The following is a 16,223-nucleotide window of genomic DNA, read 5'->3' as shown; positions in this document are numbered from 1 at the left end:
AAAAATAAACTCTATGAACCTATTGAAATCGAATCTTTTGGGGCTGTCAGTTATGGCTTTGGCCTTATCTTTTTATGCTTGTTCTCCCAAGTCATCAGAAAAATCCGAAACTACGGAAGAAGTTCAGGATCAGGACAAGGGCTTGGAGGTGACAGTGGCAAATGCTACTGTGGAAGGCAAGGAAGCCCAGATCTATACCCTTAAAAATGCCAATGGAATTGAGGTGGATGTTTCCAATTACGGTGGGGTAATCCCAAGAATGGTTGTTCCTGACAGGGACGGGAATTTGGAGAATATAGTCCTGCATTATGAGGATTTAGAGGGATATAGTACCAGCACCAATTATTTTGGTTCTACAGTGGGCCGTTATGCCAATAGGATTGCAAAGGGAAAATTTTCTTTGGATGGAGAAGAATATACATTAGCTACCAATGATGACACCAATCACCTTCACGGAGGTGACAAAGGATTTAACAAAGTTTTCTGGGAAGCCAAGATTGAAGAAAATGAGGATATTGCTGGTCTTACTTTGACCTATGTGAGCCCCGATGGAGAAGAAGGTTATCCAGGAGAGCTGACCACCAATGTGACCTTTGAATTGAATAATGATAATGAATTTCTTATTTCATTTGAAGCAGCTACTAGTAAATCAACAGTGGTAAACCTTACCCATCATGGTTATTTCAATCTTAGTGGCTTGAAGGAAACCATCTTGGATCATGAATTGACCATTTTTGCGGATCATTATACACCTGTGGATGCTACTTTGATCCCGACTGGTGAAGTGGCTCCTGTGGAAGGAACCCCTTTTGATTTTACCAGTTCTCATAAGATTGGTGAGAGAATTGCCCAAGTGGAGGGAGGATATGATCACAACTATGTAGTGAAGAAGGAGCATGACGGTAAAATGGCTAAAATGGTGGAGTTATACCATGAAGGAAGCGGAAGGGTATTGGAAGTTTATGCTGATTCTCCTGCCGTACAGTTTTACAGTGGTAATTTTTTGGACGGCACCATTACGGTGGATGGCGTTACTTATGATCAATACTATGGTTTGTGCTTGGAACCACAAACTTTCCCGAATTCGCCTAATGAAGAAAGTTTTCCTTCTGCAAGGTTGAATCCAGGAGAAACTTATACGCACAATATCAAGTATCACTTTGGGGTGAAGTAATTTCCCCAAATTGAATTTCATTATTAAACCACAGTAAGACTTAGAAATGTCTTGCTGTGGTTTTTCTTTTTATATCCACTAGTTTTGACCATCTTAAGTTAGCAAAAGTGCATATGAAGTCCATATATCCAGAGCCTACGGTAGGTGCAATTATTTTTAATCCCAAAGATGAAATATTACTGTGTAAGTCTTCAAAATGGAATGATCAGTATGTCATACCAGGCGGGCATATTGAAAAAGGCGAAAAAATGGAAGACGCCTTAAAGCGTGAAGTGCTGGAAGAGACAGGCTTAGAAGTTTATGATGTAGAACTGGTAAGTATCCAGGAAAGTGTCAATTCGGATAAATTTGAAGAGGAGCGTCATTTTATATTTATAGACTTCTGCTGCAGGACGGACAGTGTAGAAGTGGTACTCAATGATGAGGCGGATGAATATGCTTGGGTAAGGCCAGAAGAGATCCTTAGCTATAATCTAGGAGGTTTTTGTCGGCAATTTTTTGAAGAGTGGCTGAAAGGGGAAGATTCAGTGTTTAAGAAAGGTGTGTATTATGGTTATGTAGAAAAATTAGGTGGTATATAATAATCTTTGTAGTTATACTGATAAAGAAGACTTTGGTTGTGCCGAGGGCTTTGCCCCGGCACTAATAAAGTTGAGCCCGGCAGAGAAGGATAGGCCTCAGGCTTAATATTAATGGTTCTGTTGCTTAGCTGCTGGAACAACAGAAAGAACTTTAGGTCAAGTTTATAGCCATTCCGACGAAAGGAGGAATCTCATTAGTAATTTATTATTGGAAGAGATTCCTCGATACCTTTGAATGACAATAGTATTAGAATATAATTTTACTCAGCCGGATCTACTCCTTCTGAGGTCATTATGACGCGCTTCATGGTGCCGTCGGGATTATAATAGAGGTAATCCACGCATACCGACCTTCTGAAGCTGCCGCCATCGGTAGGGATACTACCGTTGTGGTAGATGAAATAGTCTTTTCCTTTGTATTCTATGATGGATTGGTGATTGGTATTGCTGTTACCTGCCACTTCATTAAGGATACCTTTGTATTCCCAAGGGCCAGTTATACTCTTGCTCATGGCATAGGCGGTTTTTTCAGGGAATTTATACGCATAGGAAAGGTAATAGTAGTCCCCTTTTTTGTGGACATACGGTGCTTCCGTAAAATGGGGAAGGTCAATGTACTGGATCTCGCTGTCCAGTTCGAGCATATTGTCCTTTAATTTGGCATAATAGCAAATCGTATTGCCCCAAAACAAGTGAGCAGAGCCGTCATCATCGATATAGATCGTTGGGTCAATATCATCCCAACTGATTTTGGCATCGGTGGTCATGTCATTGGTGATCAGGGCATGGCCCAAGGCATCCTTCCAAGGCCCCACCGGGCTGTCCGCTACGGCAATCCCAATGGCCTTGCCATGTATGTCTTTATGGCTTACTGTGACAAACCAGTAGAACTTCCCGTCTTTTTCGATCACCTCCGAAGCCCAGGCATCATCTGCGGCCCATGAAAAGGTTTCCTTGACATTGACAGCAGCCCTTTCTTCCCAACTGACCATATCGGTGGAAGAATAGATCAGCCATTCGTGCATTTCGTAGCCATGATGGGGCGGTTCTTTCTGGTCATGGCCAACATAAAGGAAGACGGTATCCTTATGAACAATGGCTGCAGGGTCAGCGGTATATTTTTCGGTGATTACCGGATTGCCTGGGGCTTCAGGAATGATGGTTTTATTGCCACTTTGTGCAAAGCTGCTGCAAGTAATGCCCGCTATCAAGCTGGTGAATAGAAAATGTTTGATTTTCATATCGGGGGTTATTTTTGGTTTTAATGTTTTTATTGATGCTATACCTTTCAAAAATAGTACAGCTTTTCCTGATAAAAAATAATAAGTGTAAAAAATACATTATAAATTTATTTAGCCTAGATCAGCTTTTTTTACTATTAACTAATTTCCTTAGTTTTAATAGAAGGAAAAAACTAGTTCTTCCCATCTTCAATTAAGCAGCAAACTTCCCCATGAAACTCCAAAACAAGCAAAAATGGCAGATCATTAGACAGTATATTGTTGGTTGGAGTTTGGCATTGGTGTTTTTTAGTGTGGTAAGGGGAGAAGGAACACAGGAATTGGGTTCTGTGCAGTTTGAGGTTTGGAAATCCATTTTGATCTCCTTGGTGGGAGGAGTGATTTTTGGAGCAATTTCTGGATATGCCCAAATTTTGACAGAGGAGCATGGGTATCAGAAAATGTCCCTTAGGGGTTTATTGGTGCTAAGGATTATCTATGTGCTGCTGTTTTTGATCACCATGGTGTCCTTGGCCTACCTGATTTTTGGAGAGGAAATCACTTATCTTGAATTTGCTTTTGAACCGGGAAGTTTTGCGATCTATTTGTATATCGTCTCGGTGGATATTTTTATGTTTGGCCTAAGGCAGGTCAAGCTCTATTTTGGTGGCAATAACCTTTGGCAACTATTTAGTGGAAGATTTTATACCCCACGTGAGGAGGAACGCATTTTTATGTTTTTGGACCTGCAGTCTTCCACTGCCCATGCCGAAAGACTGGGGCATATCCAATACAGTAAATTGATTCAGGACTGTTTCAATGATTTGGGAATCGTAGCGGAAAATGAAGCAGATATCTACCAATATGTTGGCGATGAAGCCATCCTGACCTGGAAGCTGAAAGCGGGATTAAAAAGCCAAAACTGCCTGAGGGCCTTTTTCAATTTTAAGCAGCAGTTGCTGAAAAGAAAGGACTATTACACCCAAAACTATAATTGCTTACCCCATTTCAAAGGAGGGCTCCATGTGGGAATAGTTACGGTGACCGAGGTAGGCAAATACAAAAAAGAGATTGCCTATCATGGAGACACCATTAACACTGCCGCCAGGATTCAGGGCCAATGCAATGCCCTGCAACAAGAATTACTGATATCCGAGTCTTTAAAGGGATTATTGGAAGACAATGGTTTTACTTTTAAGCAAATGGGAAATATTGCGCTTAAAGGAAAAGAGCGGTCCATTGTCCTTTATGGTGTGAAAGTTGGTTAGATTAAGTTTGGGTAAGTAGGGTTGTTTCATAAGACCCTGTCATTTAGAGAAGTCAATATTTTTTCAAGTATAAAGGGGCTGAATAGGGTAAGCTCTTTGTCATTCCGAAAATAAGTGGGATCTCTTCAGTAATTTGTTGTTGGAAGAGATCTCTCAATACCTCGGGATAGCATAATTCACCTCAATGGTAGCGAAGACGAAGTCATCTCATCATTCGAAGATAAGAAGGCTTAGTTGTTTCTCATACCGATGACGGAATTAATTATGGTGTGATAGCCTCGTTTTATGCGATTTGCCTGATCATTACATAATTACTTCCCCATCACAAAAAATCCATTTCCCCGTCAAAACCAAAAAGCCAGCAAATCTTGCTGGCTTTTTAGAATGCTCTGTCCTTCTTAAAGGAACCATTTATTAAACTCTCTCCAATAAAATAGGATAGGTCTTTTCAGAGGCCCACTGGGGAACAAATATATTTTCATCCTGGTCGATGCAGACATCATGTGGATTCATAAATGTCTGTCCAATATGACTGCTCGATTGGAGTTTTCCGTCTACATAAGTTGGCTTGGAGCCTCCTGGAGAAGAAATGGCCTTATTGTTTTTGTCTAGTATCAAGACATGGCCGTCATATTCTTTCCAGCTTTTAGTGACAATTACTGCAAAGTATAAATTTTTTCCTTTAATCACAGGACGACAAATCCAGCAACCGGGAGTTTGGATAGTTTCCAGGTGCTTTCCGTCCAAGCTAAAACGTTTGAATTCCTGTGCAGCCCTAGAGGTAACTAAAAGTTCTGGCTTGCCTTTTTTTCTAGTGTCCAAGCATACGCCATGGGCTTGTTTCAATTGATCATTGGCATCGCCCTTACCTCCGAAGTGGCGGATATATTCACCTTTGGCAGAGTATTGGATCACGAAACTTTTTCCGTATCCATCCGCAACATAGATATCACCATTTGGACCAATGGCTGTTTCTGTAGGCTTGTACTGGTCAGCACTTTCATACATGCCTGTTTCCTTTGGATAATCCAAGGTCAAGAGGATCTTACCATCCAAGGTGGTTTTATATACTTGGTGACGGTTGTGGTCAGTGATATAAAGGAATTCTTCACCACCTTCTTCATGGAGCGTCAGACCGTGTGCGCCGGGGAAATCATGGCCCCAGGTTTTTAGGATCTTTCCTGATCTGTCATAGAACATGACATTGTTTTTGGTTTCATTGGTCAAAAGGATCAGTCTACCTTTTTTGTCCTGAACCATTTCATGACAGTCCTTTACAGGATATTTGGCCGGGTCTTGGTTGCCCCATTCTTTCTTTACTTTATATTTGAAATCACCATGTCCGATGATTTCATCATCAGGGTTCGTACCCTTTCCAAAATTGATATTGGGCATAAGAAAACTGGAAGTGACTAGCGCTGAGCTATATTTTACAAATTTTCTTCGGTCAAATTGGCTGTCTTTTTTCATGTTGAAAATTGTTGGCGGGGATGGCTTGGTTCCCCAGATATTGAAACTCTTATTAATTTTTGTTTATGTTAATATGGGCAAACACTCCTTTGTTCTGTTCCTACGTTAGGAAACGGATGTTTCTCTCTAGATAAATTACATCCATTTATCGAAATATTTGTCCTGTATCCCCAGTTATTTGGCAGCAATAGCCGTACTGTCCTCTGTATTGGTTTTTGCTTCAAAGTTTTTGGGCAGTCCCTCCGCGATGATCAACAATTCTGGATGCGTTTTTTGCAGACTTTCTCTACCGTTTTCACTGACTTGGGTTTCCCATAAATATATTTTTCTGAGCCTTTTTAGGCCTTTCAGCTGTTCTATACTTTTATCACTTATCTCTGTTTGGTAGAGATTGAGGTATTCTAGCCATTCCATTTTAGTTAGGTATTTTATATCAGCATCTTTAACGGCCGTTTTTTCTAAGTGTAGCTTGGTAAGGTGCTTAAAGTCTTGCAAGAAACTGAAGTTCTGGCCATCTTCAAGGACAGTCTTACCCAAATTAAGCCAGGCAGTCTGCTCAGCCACTTTTCCAAGGGTTTTGATTTTTTCATCATCCAAGGCTACACCAGAAATCAAATGGCTGACTTGGATAAAAGGACTTTGGGCAGCAATTGGGGATATTGAGAATCCGAGATCCTGTAATTTTTCTATTTCCTTCTCTGATGGAGGATTGATGTCTTTGGCATATACCGGGCTCAGGTTAGCCTTTTTGGGATTGACCAGTTCATCTAATATTTCTTTGATATCGGATGGAACGTCTACTTCTGCTACTTTTTTATCAAATGAAGCTTCATTGGTCACCCACCATTCCAAAAGTGCAATTTCCTCCTTGCTTAAAGGTTTTTTGCCTTCAGGAGGCATGACATCCTCATGGTCTTTGGATAATTTCACCCGCTTGATCAGTTCACTATGGGCAGGTTGGCCAGGTACTAGGGATGGTCCATTTTCTCCTCCTTTGAGGTACCCTTCTTTGATGTCTAACCTTAGATCTCCCTTTGTTTTTTCTGCATTATGGCAGCTTTCACAGTTATTGTCCATAATAGGTTTGATCAAGTCATCGAAGACAATGGCTTCTTCCAGATTGGTGATCTGCTTGGTCGTTTTTACAGGTTTTGGAGGCATGCCGGCCATAGCACGAAGGCTGTTGGGCATATATCTTAAAAGGTAATCCGAGCCATGGGTAAGGTTACCGCCAAGGTGGCCGGTAAAGGTCAGACAGATAACACTTGCGGATAAAAAAGCAAAATAAGCAGTACGCACTTGTTTTAATTTGAGTACCAATGCAATTATTGCAAATGCTAAGGTGGAGAGTCCTAACCAAAGATGCCAGTCAAGGGTACTGCCTTGGTATTCTCCACTTAGGGATAATAGATAGCCAAATACAGCGGCACCGACTGAGGTCAATATACCCAGAAATAAAACAAAGGATACACTTTGTTCCAGATGGCGGAATTTGGGCATTTTGGCCATCAATTCCATCAGGAAAGCCAAGAGGATAAAACCAATGGGCAAGTGGACAATCAATGGATGAAAACGTCCTATGAACAACCAAAGGTCGGAGGGCTCTTCAGTAGCATCCAGGCCCTGTGCATATAAAAAAGGGGTACTGATTATTTGTAGAAATAGTATTAAATAAATGTTCTTTCTCATATTGATTTGGGCATATCGTTATTGACCAGATAAAGATAAAGTTTATCGTAAATTATCGACCGTTTCACTTAAGCAATGATTTTTTTGACCACTTCACCATGTACATCCGTTAATCTAAAATCCCTGCCTTGGAAGTGATAGGTGAGTTTTTCATGGTTCAATCCCAACTGGTGAAGAATGGTAGCCTGTAGATCATGCACATGGACACGGTCCTTGATACCATAGTAGCCTATCTCATCGGTTTCACCATAGGTCATGCCTGGTTTGATCCCACCGCCAGCCATCCAGGTAGTAAAGGCTTCCAGGTGATGGTCTCTACCCACGAACTTCATTTCTTTTCCACCCCTGTTTTCTCGCATTGGAGTTCTGCCGAACTCACCGCCCCAGACTACCAAAGTATCATCCAATAATCCCCTTTGTTTCAAGTCTTTCAATAAGGCTGCTATAGGTTGGTCCACCTCTTGACAACGGTTTTTGAAGCCATGGTTGATGGCTTCGCTTTTTGCTGCACCATGGGCATCCCAGCCCCAGTGGTAAAGCTGTATAAAGCGTACGCCCTTTTCTGCCAGTCTTCTGGCTAAAAGGCAGTTATTGGCGAAAGAGGACTGTCCAGGTTCTGTACCGTACATTTTATGGATATATTCCGGCTCATCCTTGATATCCATGGTTTCCGGTACTGAGGTTTGCATTTTGAAGGCCATCTCGTATTGAGAAATCCTGGTCATGATTTCGGGGTCACCGATTTCTTCAAATTGCCTTTTGTTCAAATCATTGATGGCATTGATGGATTGTTCCCTGAGGGCTTTGCTCATCCCTTTAGGATCAGAAAGGTATAATACTGGATCTCCCTTTGACCGGCATTGTACACCTTGGTAGACAGTGGGCAAAAATCCACTTCCCCAGATACTTTTACCGGCACTTGGGGTTTTTCCACCCGATACCAATACCATAAAGCCTGGGAGATTTTGGTTTTCAGAGCCCAGTCCATAAGTAACCCAAGACCCCATACTAGGTTTGCCCAATCGTGCACTGCCTGTTTGTAAAAGCAACTGTGCAGGAGCATGGTTAAACTCATCCGTATGCATGGCTTTTAAGAATGTCATGTCATCTACACAATCAGACAGGTAAGGTAATCTGTCAGACATCCAAGCCCCAGACTGCCCATATTGCTTGAAGTTAAACTGTGGACCAAGCATTTTGGGAGTCCCCTTGATAAAGGCAAATCTTTTTCCTTCCAAAAGAGAAGGAGGGCAATCCAATCCATCCAGCTTTTGAAGATCAGGTTTATAGTCGAAGAGTTCCAATTGGGATGGTGCTCCCGCCATGTGCAAGTAGATCACGCGTTTGGCTTTGGGAACAAAATGGGAAGGTAATGCTGCCATGGGATTGGCGCTGTCCCTGAGCATTCCTAGTCCATCGGAACTTCTTCCGCAGCTGGAAAGGGTGCTGCCCATTAAAGAGCCAAGGGCAATTCCCCCCATTCCAGATATACATTTTCTTAAAAATTGTCTACGTGTATTTAGTTCAGCCTGTCGGTATTGTTCTTCCTCAAATATGTTCATCTTATCTTGCTTTAAGGGGCTTAATTTCTAGTGATAAAATTGTCCAGGTTCATGATGGCATTGGCCACTACGGTGAGGGCATTCAGCTCTGGATCAGTTATTGTTTTATCCATGTTTTCCAATCCTTCTCCTGTTTGATCAAAATGGGATTTGGCATTGGTATACAAATTCATTAAAATCTCCATATCTTTTTCTGAAGGAGACAGGAGAAGGGCTTTTTCGTAGCCTTTGGTGATTTGCTCCTGGGCAGTGCTCCCTGCTGTTTTCATCTTTTTGGCCAAGGCTTGTGCCGCTTCTACATATACTGCATCGTTCAGGGTAACCAAGGCCTGAAGCGGTGTATTGGTGTCTATTCTTCTGTTAACACAGAATTCCCGTGTAGGTCCATCAAAAGCTATCATGGAAGGGTAGGGACTTGTTCTTCTTAGGTAAGTATAAACGGCTCTTCTGTGCTGGTCTTCACCTTCGCTGAGGTCCCAGGAGCTGCCATTATAGACCGCTTGCCAAATGCCTTCAGGTTGATAAGGCATGACCGAAGGACCATACATTTTATCACTCAATAGTCCACTTACGGCCAGTGCTTGGTCACGTACCTGTTCGGCAGATAATCTTACCCTAGGTGCTCTGGATAGATAGTCATTGGCAGCGTCTATCTCAAGGGCTTTTGGACTTACTTCAGAGGATTGTCTATAAGTGGCTGTCATTACGATTCTCTTGATCAAAGCTTTCAAATGCCACTGGTCCTTTTCCATCCACTCGATGGCTAGCCAGTCCAATAACTCAGGGTGGGTAGGCGCAGCACCTTGGGAGCCAAAATCCTCCTGGGTTTCCACGATTCCTTTACCAAACAATCGCCCCCAAATTCTGTTGACCGTAACTCTGGCAGTCAAGGGGTTCTCTCCGCTGACAAGCCATTTGGCCATACCAAGGCGGTTGGCTGGAACACCCTCTGGTAGGTTTGGCAGTGAACCAGGTACTCCAGGATAGACCTGTTTTCCATGCGTCGTCCAATTGCCTCTTTCAAAAACAAAGGTGGATCTTTGCTCTTCTTCAGGGAGCTCTTGCATAATAGGAAGCCGGTATTGTCTGATTTTCTCCAACTCGTTTTCCTTTTCTTCGATCATGGAGGCCAATCGATATGGACTTGAATGATTTTTTACCGAATCTATCCAATGGGTCAAAGCGGCTTTCTTGGCCAAGTCTATTTCAGTGTAAACGGGGAGGATGGGGCTATCGCTAGGGTGATCCTTGTCAGCAGTATTGTTCAAAAATGCATAAAACTCAAAATATTCCTCATGCTTAATGGGTTCGTAGGGATGGCTGTGACATTGCACACAGGCAAAGGTGATGCCCTGCCAAACTTCCCAAGTAGTATTTACCCTATCCAGCACTGCGGCAACACGAAATTCCTCGTCATCGGTACCCCCTTCGTCATTGGTCATGGTGTTCCTGTGGAAACCAGAGGCGATCAACTGATCTTTGCTAGGCTCGGGGAGCAAGTCTCCTGCCAGTTGTTCAATGGTGAACTGGTCAAAAGGCATGTCTTGGTTAAAGGCCTTGATTACCCAGTCCCTGTATTTCCACATGTCACGGTGGGCATCTTTTTCATAACCTTTAGAGTCCGCATATCTGGCCAGGTCCAGCCACATGCTGGTCCATTTCTCGCCATATTGAGGGGAGCCCAATAGTTCATCCACGATTCTTTCATAATTTTTCAAAGAAGGATCGGATTCCAAGCTTTGTATCATCTCCTCACTTGGTGGTAGGCCTATGATGTCCAGACTTAACCTACGGGCTAAAGTAGGAGCATCAGCTTGCGGTGAAGGGGAGAGACCCTTCTCTTCCATCTTCTTAAGTATAAAATGGTCAATTGGATTATTGTTCCAGGCTTCCTTGTCCACTTCTGGTACATCTGGCTTTTCTGGTGCTACAAAAGACCAATGGTCTTCCCATTCAGCTCCCTGATTGATCCATCTTTTCAAAATATCTACCTCTTCTTTACTGAGAGCAGGTCCTTCGGGAGGCATTCTTTGCTCAGGGTCTTGTGCCAATATTCTTTTGATCATTTCACTGCCTTCCGCATCTCCAGGGATGATGGCTGGATGGCCTGATTTGGTGGGGGACAAGGCTTCCTCTTGAAACAATAAACTGAATTCTCCCGATTGTTTTACCCCGCCATGGCAGGTAATACATTTGCTGTTGATAATGGGACGGACTTCAGCATTAAAATCGATTTTTTCTTCGCCGGGGCTGCAAGAAGCAATACCCAATATGCCTGCATAAAATAAGCCTAAAAATCCAAGTAAATATTTTCTCATAACATTTTTAGTAAAATGCTTTTGCTAATAAATTATATCTTTCTTAGTCAGATAGGATAAGTATTTAGAAAAGACCAGAGACAACCCAAACATCCAATGTAGACATGAGCTAATGGCTTTCCAGATTCACTTTACCCAAACACAAATATGTTCAAAATTCAAATGTTTCTCTTTTCTGATCGTCCCAAATCAGTTGTTTATTTGTTCCAAACGGCCTTTTATGGTAGTTCTGGGTGAGTTTTCAGGCTGTTGCTGTTTTTTGTTTTATGAAAAGTCAAAAAGTCAGATGGCGTTTTTCCATACTTAGATTGGAAAGATTTACTAAAGTGGGAGGCAGATTTGAATCCTGATAATTGGTGTACTTCTGCTATGGAAAGGTCACCTTTTGAGAGTAGCTGTCTAGCTCGGTCAAGTTTTATTTCCCTAATATAAGACGAAACTGTTTCTCCATTATATTCCTTGAATTTCCGGTACAATTGGGTACGGCTGGTGCCTATTTCTTTACAGAGCATGTTCACATCAAAGGCCTCATTTTGGAGATTGGAAAGTACGATGTCTTTTATTTTTTCTAGAAAGTCCTCAGTCTCTTCAGTGTCCTTTGTTTCAGCTTGAGGGGGTAAAGTGATTGTGTCATCTGTTTTGGATGGAGTGGAGGTATGCTGGGCTTTCGTCCATTTGTTCTTCCGGATGAAAAAGACCACTCCAGCACCTATTAAGATCAAAGCAGTAAGTCCTAATGGGGATCCTAAATTAAATCCATTATGCTGGACCTCAATTTTGATGGTTTTGCCCTTTTGGTTCCAGAGACCGTCATTATTACTGCCTTTTACTTTAAAAGTGTAAATTCCCGGAGGTAGGTCCACATAGCTTGCTTTGCTGTCATGGCCATAAATCCAATCTTTATCATATCCTTCGAGTCTATAGGCAAACTGATTCTTCTCAGGTTTTATATAATTGAGGCTGGCAAAAGAAATACTAAAATCATTGCTGCCCTGAGGCAAGGTGATTTTATCTGTTTGATTGATTTCTTTCTCTAGGATATCTTTAGTTCCTTGGTCGATTTTTTTGTTGTCTATATATAAATCTGTAAAGGCGATTGGAGGAATATGGGGGTTGGAAAGGAGGCTGTCCGGATGGAAAGTACTAAGTCCTCCAAGGCTTCCAAGTAGATAATTGCCGTTTTGGCTTTGAGCAATGGCTCCTTTGGAGAAAATATTTCCTGGCAGGCCATCAGCTGATGTGTAGGTTTTTTGTATTGCGATGGAATCACCTTTGAGATGGGCCTTATATAGGTTTTTATCTGCCGTCATCCATAAATCATCATTTCTGAAAAAGAAGTTGCTGATGAGTTGACTTTCTAATAGGGGAGCATTTATTTTTCTAAATGCTCCGTTATACAGTTTCCATATTCCCGTCTCTTTGGTAGTTAGCCATATATTTCCCTTGGTATCCTCAGCCATACTGATAATTGGGCTTTTAATGTTTTGGTTTTTAGTATTGGGGAATGGATAAAACTGCTGTTGATTCAGCTCATTGCCATTGATTTGATAAATACCCTTTTGGCATGCCGCCCAAATATGACCTTTTTGATCAAGGATCAAACTGGAAAAGGAATCTTGACTTTCTTCTTTTAAATTGATGATTTCTTCGGGAACAGCATTGATATCATTTAGCTTAAGCAGCCGGTAAGAAGTGGTGAACCAAATGGCATTTTTGTCATCCACAAGCACTGAAGAGATCTCGAGGTTTTGCTCGCTAATAGGAAGATTTATGGGGGTGAATTCCTGATTTTTAATATCAAAAACCACTAATCCGTTCATTTGGGTGTTAAGTAGGAGTTGATTAGAGCCTTTTATCATAGCAATAGATAAAATGGTATTGTCCATCAAAGCCCCCTTTTTATTACTTTTTAGAAAGTGCTTAAATGTTTCCCTTTCTGGGGAAAACTCATTCAGACCTCCGCCATTGGTGCCGATCCAAATTCTTCCATTTTCATCAGAAAGTACTGCGGTAATATGGTCTATGCTTAGGCTATTCTCGTTTTTTTGGTCTTGCCTGAAAGTGGAGAAATTACTTGGATGATTGTCATAAATATTGACACCTCCGTTACTGGTTGCAATTAATATTTGGTTGTCTTTGGTGATAAAATCCGTAAGGACACTGGCTGTATTTCCTTTAAGGTTGATTTGTCCCTTTGTGTTATAGCGAACGAAAGTATCTGTTTTACGATTATAGATACTCATTCCACCCTGCATGCCGCCGATGACCAAGTTTCTGTCCATGTTCTCGGTAATAGAATAGACGGAATTGGTAGCAAGACTTCCCCTATGTGCGCCTTGGGTGTAGTGTTTAAAGGTGTTGGTGTTTTCATCAAATCTGTTTAATCCATTTTTGATGGTACCTATCCATAAATTCTTATAACTATCCTCAAATAATGAAATAATGGTATTTCCACTTAAGCTATTAGGATCATTTGGATCATGTTTGAAATTCGAAAAAGTACCTTCTTCAGGCTTGAAAAGGCTCACACCAGAGTAGTTGGTGCCTATCCAAAGCCTTCCTTTGGAATCTTCAATGATTTGATTTACGCTATTTCCACTTAGGCTGTTGGGATCATCTTCCTTATGGTAGTAATTTTTGAATTGGTCCAATTCTGGGTCATATTTGGAAAGCCCATTATTGCTGCCTACCCATAGGTTCCCTTTGCTATCGAGAAATAATACTTTGATGTTTTTACCTGGGATAGAATTAGAATTAGTGGATTCAGGCATGTATCTCTTAAAAGTGCGGGTATTCCTGTCCAATCTATTCAGGCCATATTTGGAGCCTACCCAAAGTTGGTTTTGCTTATCCTCAAGAATTGTGTTTATCTGGTTGCTTGAAATACTGTTTTCACGGGTATCCTCATGAGTAAAAGGAATGTATTCCTTGCCATCAAAACGGTTAAGCCCATTAGCGGTGCCAAACCAAAGGAAGCCATAATGATCCTGGTAAATGGAAGTGACTTCTACATCACTCAAGCCCTCAAGAGGAAGTTGATAGAGATTTAAAGGTTTTTGGGCAAGTGAGTGGCTAATGAAAAATGGAGCAAGTAAAATCAATGCACAAACACCCAAAAAGCACAGCGACTTTTTTAAGCAGGGAATTCTGGATATTTGTTCGGTTAACTTCATTTATCATTAAGCTTAATAAAGGAACTGCGAGCCTTCATTAATTAAAACTATATCTGGTTAAAGTACTTATTTGATGATAATAGTCAGTATAATCAGCAATTTAATAAATATTAATTATTTGTAAGAATTTAGTCCCACAGTCAATTGAAAATAGGGCTAATTTCTTTTGAATACTTATTAAAATAGAATCCCCTGCTTTGATTCGTTTCATTAATGAACCAAAGCAGGGGATAGGAATATTTGCTTTTTTATGGTTTTATGCAATGATTTTTTCCACGATATTTCCGTGGACATCGGTCAATCTAAAATCCCTGCCTTGGAATTGATAGGTGAGTTTTTCATGGTCCATACCCAACAAGTGTAGTATAGTGGCCTGAAGGTCATGAACATGAACACGATCTTTAATTCCATAATAACCTATTTCATCGGTTTCCCCAATAGAATAACCTGATTTTACTCCTCCACCGGCCATCCACATGGTAAAGGCTTCCAAGTGGTGATCTCTGCCCAGGAATTTCATTTCTTTTCCACCACGATTTTCACGCATAGGAGTTCTGCCGAATTCTCCGCCCCAAACAACTAGCGTATCGTCCAGCAGCCCCCTTTGCTTTAAGTCATTCAATAGCGCAGAAATTGGCTTGTCCACTTCTTGACAGCGCTCATTGAATCCATGATTTAGTGCTTCCTTATAGTTGGACCCATGCGAATCCCAGCCATAGTGGTACAGCTGTATAAAACGGACACCTTTTTCAGCCAGTCTTCTGGCCAATAGACAGTTATTGGCAAAGGAGGATTTGCCTGGTTCTGTTCCGTACATTTCATGGATGTATTCAGGCTCATCTGAAATATCCATGGTCTCGGGAACTGACATTTGCATCTTGAAAGCCATTTCATATTGGGAGATCCTGGTCATGATCTCGGGATCGCCCACTTCTTGGAATTGCTTTTTATTGATATCATTGATGATATTAATGGTCTTTTCTCTCAGGTCCCTGCTGACTCCTTTTGGGTCGGAAAGGTAAAGCACCGGGTCTCCTTTGGATCGGCATTGTACACCTTGGTAAACAGTCGGCAAGAAACCGCTGCCCCAGATGCTTTTTCCAGCACTTGGAGTAGTACCGCCAGAAACGAAAACTACAAAGCCCGGTAGGTTTTGGTTTTCCGATCCCAATCCATAAGTCACCCAAGAGCCGATGCTTGGTTTGCCCAGTCTGGCACTACCCGTGTGCATCAAGAGTTGGGCAGGAGCATGGTTAAACTCATCGGTATGCATGGCTTTCAAGAAGCATACATCATCCACATTATTGGCAAAATGGGGCATTCTGTCGGTCACCCAAGCTCCCGATTGGCCGTGTTGCTTGAAATCAAACTGGGGGCCGAGCATTTGTGGCGTTCCCTCAATGAAGGCAAAGCGCTTTCCTTCCAAAAGTGAAGGGGGACAGTCGAGCCCATTGAGTTTTTGGAGTTCAGGTTTATAATCAAACAATTCCAGCTGTGATGGTGCTCCCGCCATATGAAGGTAAATTACCCTTTTTGCTTTTGGGATAAAATGCGATGGCAAGGCCCTCATCGGGTTGCTGAGGTCTACCCCCGTTGCAAGGTCACTTTTGCCACAGCCGCTAAGGCTGCCGCCCAGAAAGGATCCTAGTGTTAAGGCCCCCATGCCAGAAAGACATTTTTTCAAAAAGTGCCTTCTGGTATTGAGTTCTGCATTTTTAAAAATAGCTTCTTCAAACAGGTTCATGATTGGGTATTTAATTGCTTCTGA

The 16,223-nt window shown here is 41.8% G+C and carries 10 protein-coding genes; 3 read left to right on the top strand and 7 right to left on the bottom strand.

Translation table 11 applies throughout. From position 1 onward, the window contains the following. Window positions 1-13: 13 nt before the first annotated feature. Window positions 14-1,174 (top strand): aldose epimerase family protein, encoded by a 1,161-nt coding sequence (locus KZP23_RS02450; protein WP_226334555.1) that lies wholly within the window; start codon window positions 14-16, stop codon window positions 1,172-1,174. A 113-nt stretch (window positions 1,175-1,287) separates the two neighbouring features. Beyond that, complete coding sequence (locus KZP23_RS02445; RefSeq protein WP_226334554.1) at window positions 1,288-1,755, top strand: NUDIX domain-containing protein; 468 nt, start codon at window positions 1,288-1,290, stop codon at window positions 1,753-1,755. A 260-nt stretch (window positions 1,756-2,015) separates the two neighbouring features. Here KZP23_RS02445 and KZP23_RS02440 read toward each other — a convergent pair whose 3' ends face one another. Further along, window positions 2,016-2,996 (bottom strand): glycoside hydrolase family 43 protein, encoded by a 981-nt coding sequence (locus tag KZP23_RS02440; RefSeq protein ID WP_226334553.1) that lies wholly within the window; start codon window positions 2,994-2,996, stop codon window positions 2,016-2,018. Window positions 2,997-3,208: 212 nt separating this feature from the next. On the opposite strand from KZP23_RS02440, the gene KZP23_RS02435 reads away from it, so the two are divergent. Beyond that, window positions 3,209-4,243: an adenylate/guanylate cyclase domain-containing protein gene (locus tag KZP23_RS02435; protein ID WP_226334552.1), complete on the top strand. Its 1,035-nt coding sequence runs from the start codon at window positions 3,209-3,211 to the stop codon at window positions 4,241-4,243. A gap of 414 nt (window positions 4,244-4,657) precedes the next feature. Here the strand turns inward: KZP23_RS02435 and KZP23_RS02430 are convergent, their stop codons facing one another. The 6 genes from KZP23_RS02430 to KZP23_RS02405 all read right to left on the bottom strand — a co-directional run bounded on the left by KZP23_RS02430 (window position 4,658) and on the right by KZP23_RS02405 (window position 16,199). Further along, the gene (locus KZP23_RS02430; protein ID WP_226334551.1) at window positions 4,658-5,713 is read right to left on the bottom strand and encodes an NHL repeat-containing protein; all 1,056 of its coding nucleotides are present in this window, start codon (window positions 5,711-5,713) and stop codon (window positions 4,658-4,660) included. 174 nt (window positions 5,714-5,887) lie between these two features. Beyond that, entirely contained in the window at window positions 5,888-7,402 is a 1,515-nt protein-coding gene (locus KZP23_RS02425; RefSeq protein ID WP_226334550.1) for a c-type cytochrome domain-containing protein, read from the bottom strand. A 68-nt stretch (window positions 7,403-7,470) separates the two neighbouring features. Continuing rightward, the gene (locus KZP23_RS02420) at window positions 7,471-8,964 is read right to left on the bottom strand and encodes a DUF1501 domain-containing protein (protein WP_226334549.1); all 1,494 of its coding nucleotides are present in this window, start codon (window positions 8,962-8,964) and stop codon (window positions 7,471-7,473) included. A gap of 20 nt (window positions 8,965-8,984) precedes the next feature. Then, complete coding sequence (locus tag KZP23_RS02415; RefSeq protein ID WP_226334548.1) at window positions 8,985-11,282, bottom strand: PSD1 and planctomycete cytochrome C domain-containing protein; 2,298 nt, start codon at window positions 11,280-11,282, stop codon at window positions 8,985-8,987. 218 nt (window positions 11,283-11,500) lie between these two features. After that, window positions 11,501-14,455 (bottom strand): two-component regulator propeller domain-containing protein, encoded by a 2,955-nt coding sequence (locus tag KZP23_RS02410; protein WP_226334547.1) that lies wholly within the window; start codon window positions 14,453-14,455, stop codon window positions 11,501-11,503. A 256-nt stretch (window positions 14,456-14,711) separates the two neighbouring features. After that, window positions 14,712-16,199: a DUF1501 domain-containing protein gene (locus KZP23_RS02405; protein WP_226334546.1), complete on the bottom strand. Its 1,488-nt coding sequence runs from the start codon at window positions 16,197-16,199 to the stop codon at window positions 14,712-14,714. Between the last annotated feature and the right edge of the window lie 24 nt (window positions 16,200-16,223).

It is taken from the genome of Echinicola marina, from assembly GCF_020463795.1.
In the GTDB taxonomy this organism is placed as follows: Bacteria; Bacteroidota; Bacteroidia; order Cytophagales; family Cyclobacteriaceae; genus Echinicola; species Echinicola marina.
Note: the sequence above shows the minus strand (reverse complement) of the source record. Positions and strands in the feature narration are given on the sequence as shown.